16 protein-coding genes are annotated in these 16,301 nt (G+C 56.8%); 8 read left to right on the forward strand and 8 right to left on the reverse strand.

The window, feature by feature from the left end; genetic code table 11:
* Nucleotide 1 precedes the first annotated feature (1 nt).
* Both CUN67_RS01250 and ugpQ read left to right on the forward strand, forming a co-directional pair.
* Nucleotides 2-1,075: a sn-glycerol-3-phosphate import ATP-binding protein UgpC gene (locus tag CUN67_RS01250; protein WP_208713670.1), complete on the forward strand. Its 1,074-nt coding sequence runs from the start codon at nucleotides 2-4 to the stop codon at nucleotides 1,073-1,075.
* The gene (ugpQ, locus tag CUN67_RS01255) at nucleotides 1,072-1,815 is read left to right on the forward strand and encodes a glycerophosphodiester phosphodiesterase (RefSeq protein WP_208713671.1); all 744 of its coding nucleotides are present in this window, start codon (nucleotides 1,072-1,074) and stop codon (nucleotides 1,813-1,815) included. Before CUN67_RS01250 ends, ugpQ begins: the two co-directional genes overlap by 4 nt.
* Here the strand turns inward: ugpQ and CUN67_RS01260 are convergent.
* Nucleotides 1,812-2,102, reverse strand: a complete 291-nt coding sequence (locus CUN67_RS01260; RefSeq protein WP_208713672.1) for a DUF2756 domain-containing protein — start codon at nucleotides 2,100-2,102, stop codon at nucleotides 1,812-1,814. The two genes, ugpQ and CUN67_RS01260, sit on opposite strands and share 4 nt — an antisense overlap.
* A 190-nt stretch (nucleotides 2,103-2,292) precedes the next feature.
* Between CUN67_RS01260 and ggt the strand changes: the two genes are divergently transcribed.
* A complete protein-coding gene (gene ggt / locus CUN67_RS01265; protein WP_208713673.1) occupies nucleotides 2,293-4,035 on the forward strand; it encodes a gamma-glutamyltransferase in 1,743 nt (580 codons plus the stop codon).
* A 676-nt stretch (nucleotides 4,036-4,711) separates the two neighbouring features.
* Here the strand turns inward: ggt and CUN67_RS01270 are convergent.
* Entirely contained in the window at nucleotides 4,712-5,206 is a 495-nt protein-coding gene (locus CUN67_RS01270) for a GNAT family N-acetyltransferase (RefSeq protein ID WP_208713674.1), read from the reverse strand.
* A 330-nt stretch (nucleotides 5,207-5,536) separates the two neighbouring features.
* On the opposite strand from CUN67_RS01270, the gene gntR reads away from it, so the two are divergent.
* The 3 genes from gntR (at nucleotide 5,537) to gntU (ending at nucleotide 8,552) form a co-directional block, all read left to right on the forward strand.
* On the forward strand, nucleotides 5,537-6,532 hold the full coding sequence (gntR, locus tag CUN67_RS01275) for a gluconate operon transcriptional repressor GntR (protein WP_208713675.1): 996 nt from the start codon (nucleotides 5,537-5,539) through the stop codon (nucleotides 6,530-6,532).
* A gap of 140 nt (nucleotides 6,533-6,672) precedes the next feature.
* Nucleotides 6,673-7,209, forward strand: coding sequence for a gluconokinase (gntK, locus tag CUN67_RS01280; RefSeq protein WP_084871815.1), 537 nt, complete (start codon nucleotides 6,673-6,675; stop codon nucleotides 7,207-7,209).
* A 2-nt stretch (nucleotides 7,210-7,211) separates the two neighbouring features.
* Nucleotides 7,212-8,552, forward strand: a complete 1,341-nt coding sequence (gene gntU, locus CUN67_RS01285) for a gluconate transporter (protein WP_208713676.1) — start codon at nucleotides 7,212-7,214, stop codon at nucleotides 8,550-8,552.
* Nucleotides 8,553-8,582: 30 nt separating this feature from the next.
* Here gntU and CUN67_RS01290 read toward each other — a convergent pair whose 3' ends face one another.
* The 6 genes from CUN67_RS01290 to CUN67_RS01315 all read right to left on the reverse strand — a co-directional run bounded on the left by CUN67_RS01290 (nucleotide 8,583) and on the right by CUN67_RS01315 (nucleotide 14,836).
* Entirely contained in the window at nucleotides 8,583-10,208 is a 1,626-nt protein-coding gene (locus tag CUN67_RS01290) for a Na/Pi cotransporter family protein (protein ID WP_208713677.1), read from the reverse strand.
* Between the two features lie 108 nt (nucleotides 10,209-10,316).
* On the reverse strand, nucleotides 10,317-11,309 hold the full coding sequence (locus CUN67_RS01295) for an ABC transporter ATP-binding protein (protein WP_208713678.1): 993 nt from the start codon (nucleotides 11,307-11,309) through the stop codon (nucleotides 10,317-10,319).
* Nucleotides 11,310-11,311: 2 nt separating this feature from the next.
* A complete protein-coding gene (locus tag CUN67_RS01300) occupies nucleotides 11,312-12,097 on the reverse strand; it encodes an ABC transporter permease (protein WP_208713679.1) in 786 nt (261 codons plus the stop codon).
* A gap of 10 nt (nucleotides 12,098-12,107) precedes the next feature.
* Nucleotides 12,108-12,953 (reverse strand): ABC transporter permease, encoded by an 846-nt coding sequence (locus CUN67_RS01305; protein ID WP_084871820.1) that lies wholly within the window; start codon nucleotides 12,951-12,953, stop codon nucleotides 12,108-12,110.
* Nucleotides 12,950-13,762, reverse strand: coding sequence for an alkaline phosphatase family protein (locus CUN67_RS01310; RefSeq protein WP_208713680.1), 813 nt, complete (start codon nucleotides 13,760-13,762; stop codon nucleotides 12,950-12,952). Before CUN67_RS01310 ends, CUN67_RS01305 begins: the two co-directional genes overlap by 4 nt.
* 12 nt (nucleotides 13,763-13,774) lie before the next feature.
* Nucleotides 13,775-14,836, reverse strand: coding sequence for an ABC transporter substrate-binding protein (locus CUN67_RS01315; RefSeq protein ID WP_208713681.1), 1,062 nt, complete (start codon nucleotides 14,834-14,836; stop codon nucleotides 13,775-13,777).
* 225 nt (nucleotides 14,837-15,061) lie between these two features.
* On the opposite strand from CUN67_RS01315, the gene CUN67_RS01320 reads away from it, so the two are divergent.
* Nucleotides 15,062-15,760: a UTRA domain-containing protein gene (locus tag CUN67_RS01320; RefSeq protein WP_208713682.1), complete on the forward strand. Its 699-nt coding sequence runs from the start codon at nucleotides 15,062-15,064 to the stop codon at nucleotides 15,758-15,760.
* A gap of 70 nt (nucleotides 15,761-15,830) precedes the next feature.
* Nucleotides 15,831-16,241, forward strand: coding sequence for a phosphate-starvation-inducible protein PsiE (psiE, locus tag CUN67_RS01325; RefSeq protein ID WP_084871824.1), 411 nt, complete (start codon nucleotides 15,831-15,833; stop codon nucleotides 16,239-16,241).
* Nucleotides 16,242-16,301: the final 60 nt, after the last annotated feature.

The raw sequence follows: 16,301 nt of genomic DNA on the forward strand, positions 1-16,301 counted from the left end.
AATGGCAGGCGTAACCCTTCAGACCGTCACCAAATCGTATGACGGCAAAAATCAGATCATTCAGCCGCTGAATATCACCATCAACGACGGTGAATTTATGGTGATGGTGGGGCCTTCCGGCTGCGGTAAATCGACGCTGCTGCGTATGGTGGCCGGGCTGGAACGCGTCACCTCCGGCGATATTTATATCGACGACAAACGCGTGACCGACCTCGAACCGAAAGAGCGTGGCATTGCCATGGTGTTCCAGAACTACGCGCTCTATCCGCATATGACGGTGGAAGAGAACATGGCCTATGGCCTGAAAATCCGTGGTATGGGCAAAGAACAGATTCGCCAGCGCGTGCTGGAGGCGGCCCGCAGCCTGGAGCTGGATCACCTGCTGACGCGTCGTCCGCGCGAGCTGTCCGGCGGCCAGCGCCAGCGTGTGGCGATGGGACGTGCTATCGTGCGTGAACCGGCGGTGTTCCTGTTTGATGAACCTTTGTCGAACCTCGATGCCCGTCTGCGTGTGCAGATGCGTCTGGAGTTGCAGCAGCTGCATCGCCGTCTGCAAACCACCAGTTTGTACGTGACCCATGATCAGGTCGAAGCGATGACGCTGGCACAACGGGTGATGGTGATGAATAAAGGGGTGGTGGAACAGTTGGGCACGCCAGTTGAAGTGTACGAACGTCCCGCCAGCCAGTTTGTCGCCGCCTTTATCGGCGCACCGGCGATGAACCTGCTGCCGGGGCAAATCAACAGCGACGGCACGCGTTTCAATCTCGATGCACTGCATGCGCTGCCGCTCGGGGAAAGCAAAGCGAAATGGGCCAATCGTCCCCTGACGCTGGGTATTCGCCCGGAACATATTCAGCTCAGCAGTCGTGAAGCCGGTGGCATTCCGCTGGTGGTGGAAACGCTGGAAATGCTGGGTGCGGATAATCTGGCGCATGGTCGTATCGGTGACGCGCGATTGGTGGTACGTTTGCCGCACAGCGAACGCCCGCAGGCGGGCAGCACCCTGTGGCTGCAACTGCCGGCGGATGCGTTACATTTCTTCGATTCAACCCATGGAAAGCGTCTGGAATGAGTAAGCACAACTGGCCTTATCCGCACATCGTTGCCCATCGTGGCGGCGGGAAACTGGCCCCGGAAAATACCCTCGCCGCCATTGATATGGGCGCGCATTATCGCCATCAGATGATTGAGTTTGACGCCAAACTCTCCGACGATCGGCAGATTTTCCTGTTACATGACGACACGCTGGATCGTACCAGCAATGGCTGGGGCGTGGCGGGCGATCTGCCCTGGGACAAACTGGCGCGGCTGGATGCCGGTAGCTGGTTTAGCAACAAGTTTGCCGGTGAGCCGCTGGCGTTGCTGAGTGATGTGGCAGCGCGTTGTCGTCAGCATCAGATGATGGCCAATATTGAAATCAAACCGACCACCGGCAAAGAGGTGGAGACCGGGCGTGATGTGGCGTTAGCTGCGCGCGATCTGTGGCAGGGGCAAACTGCGCCACTGCTGTCATCTTTCTCTTATGAAGCGCTGGAAGCGGCTATGCAGGCGGTACCGGAACTGCCGCGCGGTTTGCTGCTGGATAGCTGGCATGATGACTGGCAGGCGCTGACATCAAACCTCGATTGCGTATCGATTCATCTCAACCACAAGTTGCTGGATGCCGAACGCACCGCGCAGCTGAAGGCGGCAGGCCTGCACATTCTGGTGTATACCGTGAATCAGCCCGAGCGGGCGCGCGAGCTGCTGAACTGGGGGGTCGATGCGATCTGTACCGACCGCATCGATATTATCGGTCCCGACTTCCGTTAGTCGCCGTTCTGCTGTTGTTGCTGTTGCTGGCCCGGCTGCGTTTTAATTACGCGCTGCTGGGCGCTATCACGATGTTCCTGCATTTTGCGCTGCAAATCCTGTTTCTGCTGCTGCTGATCCTGTTGCAGCTTCAGCTTCTGCTGTTGCTGCTGAATCTGCATCTGCGTCTGCATCCGTTGCTGACTTGGGTTATAACCGGGTTCGAACGGTTGATTGGTATTATTCAGCATATTCGCCATGCTGCTTAACGGCAGCAGGGCCGCGAAAACGATTAGCCATTTTTTCATGGTCATTCCTCCATTAATACCGCTGTGCTGTGTGTCAGGCGGGAAAGCGGCTTCCATAAGTTTATGCGATATTAAAAAGGTCCAATCCAGGAGTGCACCTAATTTGGGTTAGCTGCTAATCTTTTTCAGTATTTGTAATCACTTGCATCAATGTAAACAATTATAAACAACTGAAAAGGATGGTAGCGGCATGAGAATACAAGGCAGTGTGCGCCGGTTGAGCTGGGCGTTGTTGATGAGTTTCAGTGTAGCCCAGGCGGCACCGACCAGCGCGCCACCGGTTTCTTACGGTGTGGATAGCGACACCTTTCATCCGGTGCAGGCAAAACACGGCATGGTGGCCTCGGTGGATGCGACGGCCACGGAAGTCGGGGTGCAGATTCTCAGGCAGGGCGGTAATGCAGTCGATGCCGCAGTGGCGGTCGGCTTTGCACTGGCGGTCACCCATCCGCAGGCCGGTAACCTCGGCGGTGGCGGATTTATGCTGCTACGTACCGCTTCCGGCCACACCACCGCCATCGATTTTCGTGAAATGGCCCCGGCACGCGCCTCGCGCAATATGTTCCTCGATAAGCAAGGCAACGCCGACAGTAAGTTATCACTCACTTCTCATCTGGCCTCTGGTACACCGGGCACTGTCGCCGGTTTTGCGCTGGCTGCGCATAAATATGGCACCCTGCCGTTAAGTACCTTGCTGGCTCCGGCGATCAAGCTGGCGCGTAACGGAATCATCGTCAATGATGCGCTGGCGGACGATCTGGCCACCTACGGCAAAGAGACGTTGATTCATCATGACAACAGCCGCGCCATCTTCTACAAAGCGGATGGTCAGCCTTACCAGCAAGGCGATCGTCTGGTGCAGAAAAACCTCGCGCACAGCCTGCAACTGATTGCCCAGCAGGGACCAGATGCTTTCTATAAAGGCAAAATCGCGGACGAAATCGCCGCAGAGATGGCGCAGCACGGCGGCCTGATTGGCAAGGCCGATCTCGCGGCTTATCGGGCTGTCGAGCGTAAACCGGTAAGCGGCAGCTATCGCGGCTATGAAGTGTTCTCCATGCCACCGCCGTCTTCCGGCGGCATCCACATTATTGAGATCCTCAATATCCTGGAAAATTTTGATCTGGCAAAAATGGGGTTCGGCAGCGCTGATGCGATGCAGGTGATGGCTGAGGCGGAAAAATATGCCTATGCCGATCGTTCGGAATATCTCGGCGATCCTGATTTCGTTAAGGTGCCGCAGCAGGCGCTGACCAGCAAAGCCTATGCGAAATCGCTGGCGCAGCACATCGACATCAACAAAGCGCGTCCATCAAGCGACATCAAACCCGGCAAGCTGGAGCCGTATGAAAGCAACCAAACCACCCACTTCTCCGTGGTGGATAAAGACGGCAATGCGGTGGCGGTCACCTACACCCTGAATACTTATTTTGGTAGCGGTATCGTTGCGGGCCAGAGTGGCATCCTGATGAACAACGAAATGGATGATTTCTCCGCTAAACCGGGCACGCCGAACGTCTATGGTTTAGTCGGTGGTGACGCTAACGCGGTACAGCCTGCCAAGCGCCCGCTTTCCTCGATGTCGCCAACTATCGTGGCGAAAGATGGCAAAACCTGGCTGGTCACCGGCAGTCCGGGAGGCAGCCGTATCATCACTACCGTGCTGCAAATGGTGGTTAACAGCATCGATTTTGGCATGAACGTCGCAGAAGCGACCAATGCGCCGCGCTTCCATCATCAGTGGCTGCCGGATCAGTTGCGCGTGGAGAAGGGATTTAGCCCGGATACTTTGCGTCTGCTGGAGAACAAAGGGCAGCATGTGAAGGTGCTGCCGGCGATGGGCAGCACCCAGAGCATTATGATTGGGCCGGATGGCATGCGTTATGGTGCGTCAGATCCGCGTTCGGTGGATGATTTGAGTGCGGGGTATTGAACCTCGTTCAGGGGGGATGTCGTTCGGTTCTGAGGTGGTTTCGTTCGCCAGGGGTTGAGGTAGTTTCAGCTCGCCGGTGCGGCGACCGAGCAAAGGGGACCTGGCCGTCCCCTTTGCATTCCCCGGCCTTGCGCCGCCTTCCTCGCCGCTTCGCGGTCCCTTCGCTTACTCACGTTTCCGACGGACCGGCGTCGATTCGCTCCTGCTCAACGCCGCCTTTCGCCGCATCCATGCGGCTCATCCTGGAATCGCTCCCGCGCTCAGCGAGTCCGGATGGCGCTTACACCCCCGCTGCACGCATTTTGCTTTCCATTTATTTCTTCATTGCTTTTTTGCGCGATTTATCGCGCAACTCAGATAGCACGGGCTTGCAGGCGGGGGTGTTGGCGGCATTCGCAGCGCCGAGCGCAGAAGGAAGGCCAGGATGAGCCGCATGGATGCGGCGAGAGCGCGGCATGAGCCAGGGATGGCAAATCCGCGAGGTCCGTGAGGCCTGAGTGATAAGCGAGGGGACAGCGCGAAGCGCTGCGCGAGGACGCCGCAGGGCGCGGATTGCAAAGGTGCGCGCCATCGCACCTTTGCCCGTCCGCCTGCACAGGCGGCCCTGAAACTGCCTGAAGCCTGGCGGGCGGAACCCCTGCGAAGCTAAACCGCTGCTGCCCACCAGGATCGGGCTTTACCCCTTCAAACGCGCCATATAATCAGTATCCACCAGCTCGCCGTTACGCATGGCGTGGCGGCGCGCGGTGCCTTCCCGCTCAAAGCCGAACTTTTTATACAGACCAATGGCCGCGACATTGTCGGCAAACACCGTCAGTTCAATGCGCGTCACCTGCAACCAGTTGTCGCAAAGATCCACCATCGCCGCCATCAGCGCGGAACCCACGCCACGGCGATGAAACGCCGGATCGACGCCCATCCCCAGAGTGGCGGTATGGCGACGGCGCGCCTGCTCCAGCACGCTGAGCGTCAGTTGCCCCACGATCTGCCCATCAATGCACGCCACTAGCCGTTGCTCACCCGGACGGGTGTTTTGCAGTCGTTCCTGCCACAGTGCTGGCGATTGCAGCGGCAGATGCAGGGTATTCGCCTGGGTTTCTGCGTGGCTATACAACTGGAACAGCGCGGTGGCATCAGCGGGCGTGGTGTGGCGGACAACGATGGGACTCATGGTGCGGCTCCTTATGCAAAAATGAGAAAATCCCCTTTAACATCAAGGATTTTTTTCATTGCGTCAATGGAAAATAATTCGCGAAAGAGCTTTACAGACGAGAATGATAATGATTATTATTGCGATGCGGTCCCGGGAAGTCCTCCTGACAAACCGGGAAAGCACGACATTGCTCACATTGCTTCCAGTATTACTTAGCCAGCTCGGGTGCTGGCTTTTTTTTTGCCTTTTTCCCAACATCTGGCACCGATCCCGCTTCCCGTTCCCCGTTTACAAACGTATGACAATTTAATGATAGACTCAGCGTATCTCTGACCTCAGGCGCTTACGATGAAGAAGAAAAGACCGGTACTACAGGACGTTGCCGATCGCATCGGCATCACAAAAATGACCGTCAGCCGCTACCTGCGCAATCCTGAGCAGGTCTCCGCCGCGCTGCGTGACAAAATCGCCATCGCGCTGGATGAACTGGGTTATATCCCGAACCGCGCGCCAGATATGCTCTCCAACGCCACCAGCCGCGCCATCGGCGTATTGCTTCCCTCGCTCACCAACCAGGTTTTTGCGGACGTGCTGCGTGGGATAGAAACCGTCACCGATGAGGCGGGGTATCAGACGCTGGTGGCGCACTTCGGCTACAACGCACAGAAAGAGGAACTCCAGCTGCGTTCGTTGCTGGGCTGGAACATCGATGGGGTAATTCTGACGGAGCGCAGCCACACACCGGGCACGCTGCGTATGCTGGAAGTGGCGGGTATTCCGGTGATCGAAATGATGGACTCGGTCTCGCCGTGCCTCGATATGGCTGTCGGCTTTAATAACGTCGAAGCCGCACGCCAGATGACCCATGCTATTCTGAAAAAAGGGCATCGCCACACCGTTTATCTCGGCGCACGCCTTGATGAACGTACCCTCCAGAAGCAGCAGGGTTATGAGCAGGCCATGCGTGAGGCGGGGTTAACGCCACACAGCGTGATGATGGAAGACGCCTCGTCATTCAGCGCCGGAGCCTTGCTGCTGCGCGAGGCACAAAAGCGCTATCCGCAAACGGACAGCCTGTTCTGTACCAACGATGACCTTGCCGTCGGTGCGATGTTTGAGTGTCAGCGCCAGGGCTTGCGTGTGCCCGACCAGATGGCGATCGCCGGTTTCCACGGCCACGATATCTCCCAGGTGGTGAATCCGCGTCTGGCGACGGTGCTGACCCCGCGTGAGCGCATGGGGCGGGAGTCAGCGGCGATGCTGCTGGCGCGGATTGGCGGCGATCGCTCTGCCAACGTACCGCTGGATGTCGGCTTTGAAATTGCCGAAGGCGGCAGCATCTGATTCTGGTGATTTTTTGAGTCAGTTCACACTTTCGTGCTTTTCCCGGTAAAAGGGTTGCCAGCCTGTGACCGGGTGCCGACAATGATGATCGAATTTGTTATCGGTAACATTGGCAGGAATCACTGCCGGAGCGCAAAAAAATGACAACGCCATCCCCGTCGCACCATGTTTTTATCCTGATGGGTGTGTCCGGCAGCGGAAAGTCTGCCGTCGCCAATCAGGTTTCACACCAACTTAACACCGCCTTTCTCGACGGTGACTTTCTGCATCCGCGTAGCAACATCATGAAAATGGCGGAAGGTCACCCGCTGGATGACAACGATCGCCGTCCGTGGTTACAGGCGCTGAACGATGCCGCCTTTGCTATGCAGCGTACCCAGGCAGTCTCCATCATTGTTTGCTCAGCGCTGAAAAAGTCCTATCGCGATATCCTGCGTCAGGGCAACCACAACCTGAAATTTGTCTATCTGAAGGGCGATTTTGAAACCATCGAATCACGCCTGAAAGCCCGCAAAGGCCACTTCTTCAAACCACAGATGCTGGTAACGCAGTTTGCCACGCTGGAAGAACCCGGTGCGAACGAACCCGATGTACTGGTGGTTGATATTAATCATTCACTGGATGAGGTAGTTGCGGCCACGGTTGCGACCATCAAGGGAGCAATCAACAAGGGTTAGTCATGAGTACCGCAACGCTGGTGTTAACCGCAGCAGGCTCTGTCCTGCTGCTGCTGTTTTTGGTGATGAAAGCGCGTATGCACGCCTTTGTCGCCCTGATGTTAGTCTCTATTGGTGCCGGGTTGTTCTCCGGTATGCCGCTCGACAAAATTGCCGATACCATGCAAAAAGGTATGGGCGGTACGCTCGGTTTCCTCGCCATTGTGGTGGCGCTGGGCGCGATGTTCGGCAAAATCCTGCATGAAACCGGCGCGGTCGATCAGATTGCCATCCGCATGCTGAAAACCTTTGGTGAAAGCCGCGCGCATTATGCGATGGGCATTGCCGGGTTGATCTGCGCGTTGCCGCTGTTCTTCGAAGTGGCGGTGGTGTTGCTGATCAGCATTGCCTTTGCTGTGGCGCGTCGCACTGGCGACAACCTGGTGAAGCTGGTGATCCCCCTGTTTGCCGGGGTGGCGGCATCTGCCGCGTTCCTGCTGCCGGGACCGGCTCCGATGCTGCTGGCGTCACAGATGCACGCTGATTTTGGCTGGATGATTTTGCTGGGCCTGTGTGCAGCCATTCCGGGCATGCTGATTGCCGGTCCGCTGTTTGGCAATCTGATCGCTAAGCATGTGACCTTTAGCTCGCCGCCAGAGGATCATCAGCCGGATGTGGAAGAGGGCAAGCTGCCATCGTTTGGTTTCAGCCTGTCGCTGATCCTGTTCCCGCTGCTGCTGGTGGGGCTGAAAACCATTGGCGCACGCTTCACCACGCCGGATACGCGTCTGTATGAGTGGCTGGAATTTATCGGCCATCCGTTTACCGCGATTCTGCTGGCCTGTCTGGTGGCGATCTATGGTCTGGCGTATCGCCAGGGCATGGATAAAGAGAAGGTGATGCAGGTGTGCGGCAGCGCGCTGCAACCGGCAGGGATCATTCTGCTGGTGATTGGTGCCGGTGGCGTGTTCAAGCAGGTGCTGGTGGATTCCGGGGTTGGCCCGGTTCTGGGTCATGCGCTGATTGGCGCGGGCCTGCCGATTGCGTTGGCCTGCTTTATCCTCTCGGGTGCGGTACGTGTGATTCAGGGATCGGCAACGGTAGCTTGTCTGACCACCGTCGGCCTGGTGATGCCAGTGATCGAACCGCTGCATTACAGCGGCGCGCAGCTGGCGGCGCTGTCAATTTGTATCGGCGGCGGTTCCATTATCATCAGCCACGTCAATGACGCGGGCTTCTGGTTGTTTGGCCGCTTCACCGGCGCTTCCGAAGGCGAGACGCTGAAGACCTGGACGATGATGGAAACCATCCTCGGCACCACCGGCGCGATTGTCGGTATGATCGCGTTTACGTTGTTGTCGTAATGTAGCGGCGCGATTCATCGCGCCGTTTTTTTATTCATCATCCCGGTCGTCATCCGGTTGCTCCAGCACCGTGTAAGCGACGGCACAGAACAGCGAGTTCAGACGCTTCATATCTCCCAGTAAGCCAAGATGCAGCGAACTGGTTTCGATGCTTTGCACGTTCTGCTGGTGCAGGCGTTCGACGTGGGCATGGGAAAAACGGCGAATCAGAATGCGGAAACGATGCTTGGCGCGACGCAGGCGTTTGGCGCTGGCGACATCGTGTGACAAAAACACCGACAGACTGAGCCGCAGGTTATTCAGAATCTGTTCCTGCAAGGTCTCCAGCTCCTCCAGCCCTTCGGGTGAGAAGGCCCGACGTGCGGCCAGCGCTTTATCCGCTACGTCAGCGCTCATGCGTTCGATGATATCTCCCGCCTGTTCCAGGTTCAGCGCCATCTCAATGATCTCAGCCCAGCGACGTGAATCCTCTTCCGGTAAATCCTCTTTCGGCATGCGCGCCAGATAGAGTTTGATGGCGGTGTACAGCACGTCAACGTCATCGTCCAGCCTGCGCACCGCTCGCTCCTCGCGCAGGTCGCCATGCACCACTTTGCTGAAAGTCTCCACCATCTGCTCAACCACATCACCGATACGCAACGTTTCACGCGCCGCATTCACCAGCGCCAGCGCGGGAGTGTCGAGCGCGCTGCTGTCGAGGTGCTTCGGCTTAAGGCGTGCATCGATTTCCGTGTCATCGCTGATCATCCGGCGACACAGGCGCGCCATGGGTTCGGCGAACGGCACCATCACCAGACAGCGAATCAGGTTGTAAAACACATGGAAGAAGATCACCAGTTCTTCATCATGCACCGGCAACTTATCCAGCACATCGGCAACCGGATTGACGAATGGCAGGATGGCAACGCAGCCGATCAATTTGAACAGCAGGCTGCCGAGCGCCACGCGTTTACCCGCCGCATTGGAGCCGCTGGCGTTAATCATTGCCAGCAGGCCGCTGCCGAGATTGGCACCAATCACCAGACACAACGCCACCTTAAAGGAGATCACGCCGGTGGCGGTGAGGGTGGCGGTAATCAGCACGGCGGCAAGGCTGGAGTAACTAATGATGGCGAACACCGCACCAATCAGCGCATCCAGCATTACGTCACCCGTCAGGGTGGCGAACAGGACCTGCACGCCTGCTGCCTGGGTGATGGGACGGGCGGCTGCCACGATCAGCTGCAATGCCAGCAGAATCAGTCCGAGGCCAATGCTGGCACGTCCCAGCTGGCCGATGCGCATCTGCTTGCGGCTGAGGAACGCGATCACACCAAACAGGATAAACAGCGGCGAGAGCCAGGAGAGATCGAAGGTCAGGATACGCGCCATGATCGCCGTACCGACATCCGCGCCGAGCACCACCACCAGGGCGGGGGTCAGGCTGACGAGGTTCTGGGCGACAAACGAGGTGACCAGCAGGGTGGTGGCATTGCTACTCTGAACCAGCGCGGTGACGCCGATACCGGCGAGAAATGCCATCGGTTTTTTTTCAACGCTGCGACTGAGTACGCGGCGTAAATCAGCACCGTAGACCCGCATAATCCCGGTACGGACGATGTGGGTGCCCCATACCAGCAGGGCCACGGCAGACAACAGGTTTAACAGGGTTAACACGTAAGCAGGCTCCTTAACCGTCAGGCTTTAACAGCAGGCTGCGAGCCTGACGGATAGCGCAACCTGTACAAGGTAATGCCGCGCTGCGTTGCCAATTTTTCCTGTAATTTAAGCGACCTGGCGCAACGTCGACATCTCTAACTGTAGCCCAATCTGCATCCCGGTGGGGTGTAAATCGGCGACGCTACGGTTCAAAACATCAACCGAAAGCTCGACATTGTGCGCCAGCACACGATAACGGATGACGTTGCCCAGCAGGCTGTGGCTGAGAATCGTGGCCGGAATACCCGCTGCCGGGGCGCAGATCAGGATCGATTCCGGACGGATCGCCACCTGGCCGGTGAAGGTTTGGCCGGTCAGCTGGGTGGCCTGTTCTGCGCTCAGCAGGTTGTAGTTGCCGATAAAACCAGCAGCAAATAGGTCGGCGGGTTGGGTATATAACGCTTCGGCGTTACCGTTCTGCACAATTTTACCGCGATTCATCAGCACGATACGGTCGGAGAGCGTCAGCGCTTCTTCCTGATCGTGAGTCACGAAGATGGTGGTGAGCTTCAGTTCCTGCTGAATATTGCGGATCTGTTCGCGCAGATGACGGCGAATACGCGCATCAAGGGCCGACAGCGGTTCATCCAGCAACAGCAAACGCGGACGTGTCACCAGCGAGCGAGCCAGCGCCACTCGCTGACACTGGCCGCCGGACAGCTGATGCGGATAACGGCGAGCGAAATCGGTCAGTTCAACCAGTGCCAGCGCTTCCATCACCCGTTGCTGGATTTCGCTGGCTGCCAGTTTCTGCATCTTCAGACCAAAAGCGACGTTCTTTTCCACCGTCATATTCGGGAACAGCGCATAGCTCTGAAACACCATGCCGATGGTGCGCTTCTGCGGTGGCAGCGGCACGATATCCTGACCCTGCAACAAAATCTGGCCGCTGTCGACCGAGGTCAACCCGGCGATACAGCGCAGCAGCGTTGATTTGCCGCAGCCACTGGGGCCGAGCAGGGTGACAAATTCACCTTCATCCGCGCTGAAATCGATATTTTCGAAAATGGTGGTTGGGCCGTAGCTTTTATTCAGCTGTGTGACGTTCAGATAACTCATGGTCAGCCTCGTTCAGGATTGAGGGCGTTCGCCAGCCAGGTGACCAGCAGGACGACAACAAAATAGGAGATCACCAGCGCGCTGGTGAAATGGCCGCTGCCATTGCGCATGTTGTAGAGATAAACCTGTAAGGTTTCATAGCGGGTGCCGACCAGCAGGTTAGCGAATACAAACTCACCTATCAGGAAAGAGAAGGAGAGTAGCACGGCGATAAACACCCCTTTGCGCAGGTTGGGCAGCACCACAAACAGCGCCGCCTGCCAGGTGCTGGCACCGAGCAGGTGTGCGGCATCAATCAACTCGCGCAGGTTGATGGCCTGCATATTGTTGGAGATGGCGCGGTAGATAAACGGCAGCGCGATGGTGAAGTAACACCCCACCAGAATCCACGGCGTGCCGGTTAGCATCAGCGGCGATGACGAATAGAGCTGCAATAAACCCACTGACGAAACCACCGGCGGTACGGCAAACGGCATCAGGATCAGCACGTTCATTACCGCATCCAGCTTCGGAAAATAGTAAGCGATCACAAACATCGCAGGCAGTACCAGCACTAACGAGAACAGCAGCGCGCCAAAGCAAATCAGCAGCGAGTGACCGAGCGCAGTCAGGAACCGGCTGTCGCTCCACAGTGCAAAGAACCATTTCAGCGTGTAGCCCTGCGGCAGAATGGTATCGCTCCATTCTGAAGAGAGCGCGTACAACAAGGTCGCGATCAGTGGCGTGGCCAGGATAATCAGCAGCAGCCAGACAATCAGGCGATGATAGAATTTTTCTACGCGAGACATGGGCCGCTCCTCAGGACGGTTTTGCGTTGAGATAACTGCGGCGCACCAGATATTGCTGCACCACGGTAATCAGCGCCATCAGCAGCACCAGCAACATCGCCAGTGCGCCACCGGTGTTGGGATCGAGCGAGATATCGCCCGATACCAGCGCGGCAATCCGCACCGGCACCACGTTAAAGTTACCGGTGGTGAGTGCATAAATGGTGGCGTAAGCGCCAAGGGCGTTCGCCAGCAGAATCACAAAAGTGCCGAGCAGGGCCGGGAACAGAATCGGCAGGCCGATATGCCACCAGTAGCGCCAGCGGCTGGCACCCAGCAACGCAGCGGATTCCTGCCAGTCCTGGCGCAAACCATCAAAGGCCGGATAAAGCAACAGAATGCCGAGCGGGATCTGGAACCAGGTGTAGACAATCACCATGCCGTCGCGCGAGAACAGTTTGAAGCTCTCCAGCAAGTTGTAGTGACGCAGCAGCAGCGTCAGACAGCCGTTCAGACCCAGCAAAATGACGAAGGCAAACGCCAGCGGGACGCCGGCGAAGTTACTGGTCATGTTGGTAAACGACATCAAAAAGCGCTGAAAACGCCCGCTGCCCAGCTGATGCAGCGAATAACCGGCAACCAGCGCGATCAGCAGGCCGTAAATACTCGACCAGATGGAAATATCCAGCGACAGACGAAACGCCTGTAAATAGAAGGGTGAGGTCAGGATATCGGTGTAATTATCCAGCCCCCAGGCTTCATTCATATCGCTCCAGAAGCTGTTGATGGCGATCCACAGCAAGGGCGCGAGCTGGAATGCCACCCAGAACAGGGCAAAGGGCAGCAACAGCAGGAGCGCGAGACCTTTACCCTTCATGGGCGCGGCTCCGCCAGCAGGCCACGGCAGACGGGTTTGTCATGCCCGACGCCCAGCAGGGTGCAGACGATACCGCACAGTTCCGTCTGTTGTGGTTCCAGATCAGGCTGCTTTGAGAAGCCCTCGCCAAACACAAACAACGGGACATGGGTTTCTTCCGGCAAAATGCCGCCGTGTGAACGGTCGTCGTTCATGCCGTGATCGGCGGTGACAATCACCTGATAACCGGCAGCCAGCCAGCCCGGCATCCAGTGGGACAGATAGCCATCGGCCATACGCGCACGGTTGCGATACTGCGGCGATGACAGGCTATGTTTGTGCCCGGCATCGTCGATATTCATCGGGTGGATCAACAGAAAGTCAGGGTCGTGACGCAGACGCAGGCTTTCCGCGTCTTCGAACAGGTGGGAATCCGGATAGCCGTCGTCCCAGTAAAAGTGCCCATATTGAATGGGCAGGTCAGGCGCGACCGTGTGCCGGTCGCGCGCTGCGTTGAAGGGGGTTTGGTTATAGAGTTCACTCACCCAGTGGTAGGCGGCAGCGGCGGTGGTTAAACCCGCGGCACGCGCGTAATGGAAGATGCTGCGCTCGGTACTCAAGCGGCTGACGCCGTTATGAATAATACCGCTGCGCACCGGCGTGATGCCGGTGAGAATGCATTCATACAGCGGTCGCGACAGCGACGGCAGTTCGCAGGTCAGGGTGTAATATTGACCATTGCCCTGCGCGCATTCGGCAAACAGATAGCCCATCGCATGTTGTGCGACCTGATTGCTCAACCCATCCAGTACCACCAGGATCGTTTTCATCCCCTTCTCCTTTTACTGCTGCATATTGATGATGACGTTCTCCTGCCACAGACGCGGCAGCGCTTTTGACGATTTGTCCCAGGCAGCCTGGTCTTTGATCGGACGGGCATTTTTATATTCAGACTGCGGCAGCAGTTTGGCCTGCACGTCTGCTGGCAGCGTCAGGTACTGGGCACGAATCGGGCGTGCATAACCTTTCGCCAGGTTGGTCTGGCCAGCATCAGAGAAGATATATTCGCGCGCCAGTTTGGCGGCGTTCGGGTGTTTGGCGTATTTGTTGATGATGGTGGTGTAACCCGAGGTCACGGAGCCATCAGACGGGATCACCACTTCATAGCGGTTTTTGTCGATCTGATCGCGATAGTTCAGGCCATTAAAGTCCCACACCACAGCAACCTGGATTTCGCCTTTTTCGATGTTGGCAATCACCGGATCGGTCACACCCAGGCGACCCTGTTTAGCGAGATCAGCAAAGAAACCCAGTGCCGGTTTCAGGTTCTTTTCATCACCGCCCAGCGCATAGTTGGCCGCCAGCACGCCGTTGGCAGCCTGAGCAGCCACACCGACGTCACCGATAGTGACCACATACTTACCTTTCTTCAGATCGGCCCAGCTGTGCGGCACATCTTTAACCTGCTGTTTGTCGACCAGGAAAGCGATGGTGCCGGTATAAGCCAGCATCCAGTTACCTTCTTTGTCTTTCGCCCAATCCGGGACCTGATCCCAGTGCGTTGGCTTATAAGGCTGCGCCAGACCTTTCGCCACCGCAACAGGACCGAAAGCGGCACCCACGTCACCGATATCGGCGCTGGCGTTCTCTTTCTCTGCGGCGAATTTCGCCAGTTCCTGCGCCGAAGACATATCGGTATCACTGTGCTTCAGGCCATATTTGCTGCTGATGTCATTCCATGTGTCTTTCCAGTTGGCCCAGCTATCTGGCATGCCGACACTGTTGATTTGACCTTCGCTGCGCGCGGCTTTTTCCAGCGCGGCAAGATCATTGTCGGCAGCTTGCGCGGCGGGCAGCGCAAGCAGTACGGCACTGGCTACTACAGAGGCGATTAACGCTTTCATCTCAGTTGCTCCCGGTGTAAGTTGAGGGACATCTTGGTCTAGTCCAGCAAGAACCGAGCCAATGTAGCCTTTGCATATGAAGGTTTTATGACTAAGGCAGTGAAATGTGGTGTGGCGAGCAAATCCACATGCCATGCTGGAGCGCAATGATGCCAGGTTAAGCTTGTCATCGGACTGTCATCGAACTGTCATAGTGCAGCTTCGCCCCAAAATGAGGCTTTATAGATGTCGTCGAAAACGGCGGACGTAATTGCAGCCGCGCTGCACAGTCGTATTGATGCAGGGGAGTTCGCCAGCGGGCGCTTACCGGCTGAACGCAGCCTGAGTGAACAATATTCCACTACCCGTATTACCCTGCGTGAAGCGCTGGGACTGCTGGAAGCACAGGGTATTATCTACCGTGAATTGCGGCGTGGATGGTTTCTGGCACCGCCAAGGCTGGTGTATAACCCGCTGCATCACAGCCATTTTCACGCCATGGCGGCGCAGCAGGGACGTATTGCCAGCACCGAAGTGATTGAGGCGCGCCAGGTCCCGGTGCTGCCATCGGTAGCGCAACAGTTGCAGCTGGCGGAGGGGGATGATGTTTATCTGATTCGTCGCCTGCGGCGCATTGATGGCCGTGCGGTGTTGTATGTGGAGCACTACCTTAATCCACATTATTTTCCCGGCCTGCTGGAAGAAGATCTCACTCGCTCCCTGACGGATCTCTACAACCAGCGCTACGGCATTCGCTACGGCGGTGCGCGCTTTACGATTTTGCCGGGGCCATTGCCCGCTCGCGCAGCGCCTGCGCTAAACGTTGCCAGCGGCACACCGGGATTGCTGATCACCCGTATCAACCGTGACCAGCATAAACGGGTGATTGACTGTGACTGTGAATACTGGCGCTACGATGCGCTCTGTGTGGATGTTGATGTCTGAGTATATTGTGATTTTGATCACACTATCGCATGATAGCGCCAGAGATAACGCGTTCTATTAAGGCGAAAAAATGACTGAAAAATCAATGGCGGGGCAACTGATTGCCAGGGGGCTGCAATGGGTGCTGAACCTGGGGTTGGTGATCCTGGCGATCATTCTGGTGGTGTTTCTCGGTAAAGAAACCATTCATCTGGCGAATGTGCTGTTCAGCACTGGCGAACAGGCATCGTCATTTCTGCTGATCGAAGGGATCGTGATCTATTTTCTCTATTTCGAGTTTATCGCGCTGATTGTGAAGTATTTCCAGTCGGGCTATCACTTCCCGTTGCGCTACTTTGTCTATATCGGTATTACCGCGATTATTCGCCTGATTATTGTCGACCATAAAAATCCTTTCGATACGCTGTGTTATTCGGCGGCGATTCTGATTCTGGTGATTACCTTGTGGCTGGCGAACAGCAACCGCCTGAAACGCGAGTAATCCACTTCCTCTGGCGGCGCGGTTTATCGCACGGGTTTTATTTTGCCGTCGTGTGCCGAA

Source organism: Pantoea cypripedii (genome assembly GCF_011395035.1).
GTDB classification, from domain to species: Bacteria; Pseudomonadota; Gammaproteobacteria; order Enterobacterales; family Enterobacteriaceae; genus Pantoea; species Pantoea cypripedii_A.

Bases quoted from the DNA above. Each gene is read 5' to 3' on its own strand.
- CUN67_RS01250 (WP_208713670.1), top strand. From the start codon at position 2: ATGGCAGGCGTAACCCTTCAGACCGTCACCAAATCGTATGACGGCAAA.
- ugpQ (WP_208713671.1), top strand. From the start codon at position 1,072: ATGAGTAAGCACAACTGGCCTTATCCGCACATCGTTGCCCATCGTGGC.
- CUN67_RS01260 (WP_208713672.1), bottom strand. From the start codon at position 2,102: ATGAAAAAATGGCTAATCGTTTTCGCGGCCCTGCTGCCGTTAAGCAGC.
- ggt (WP_208713673.1), top strand. From the start codon at position 2,293: ATGAGAATACAAGGCAGTGTGCGCCGGTTGAGCTGGGCGTTGTTGATG.
- CUN67_RS01270 (WP_208713674.1), bottom strand. From the start codon at position 5,206: ATGAGTCCCATCGTTGTCCGCCACACCACGCCCGCTGATGCCACCGCG.
- gntR (WP_208713675.1), top strand. From the start codon at position 5,537: ATGAAGAAGAAAAGACCGGTACTACAGGACGTTGCCGATCGCATCGGC.
- gntK (WP_084871815.1), top strand. From the start codon at position 6,673: ATGACAACGCCATCCCCGTCGCACCATGTTTTTATCCTGATGGGTGTG.
- gntU (WP_208713676.1), top strand. From the start codon at position 7,212: ATGAGTACCGCAACGCTGGTGTTAACCGCAGCAGGCTCTGTCCTGCTG.
- CUN67_RS01295 (WP_208713678.1), bottom strand. From the start codon at position 11,309: ATGAGTTATCTGAACGTCACACAGCTGAATAAAAGCTACGGCCCAACC.
- CUN67_RS01300 (WP_208713679.1), bottom strand. From the start codon at position 12,097: ATGTCTCGCGTAGAAAAATTCTATCATCGCCTGATTGTCTGGCTGCTG.
- CUN67_RS01305 (WP_084871820.1), bottom strand. From the start codon at position 12,953: ATGAAGGGTAAAGGTCTCGCGCTCCTGCTGTTGCTGCCCTTTGCCCTG.
- CUN67_RS01310 (WP_208713680.1), bottom strand. From the start codon at position 13,762: ATGAAAACGATCCTGGTGGTACTGGATGGGTTGAGCAATCAGGTCGCA.
- CUN67_RS01315 (WP_208713681.1), bottom strand. From the start codon at position 14,836: ATGAAAGCGTTAATCGCCTCTGTAGTAGCCAGTGCCGTACTGCTTGCG.
- CUN67_RS01320 (WP_208713682.1), top strand. From the start codon at position 15,062: ATGTCGTCGAAAACGGCGGACGTAATTGCAGCCGCGCTGCACAGTCGT.
- psiE (WP_084871824.1), top strand. From the start codon at position 15,831: ATGACTGAAAAATCAATGGCGGGGCAACTGATTGCCAGGGGGCTGCAA.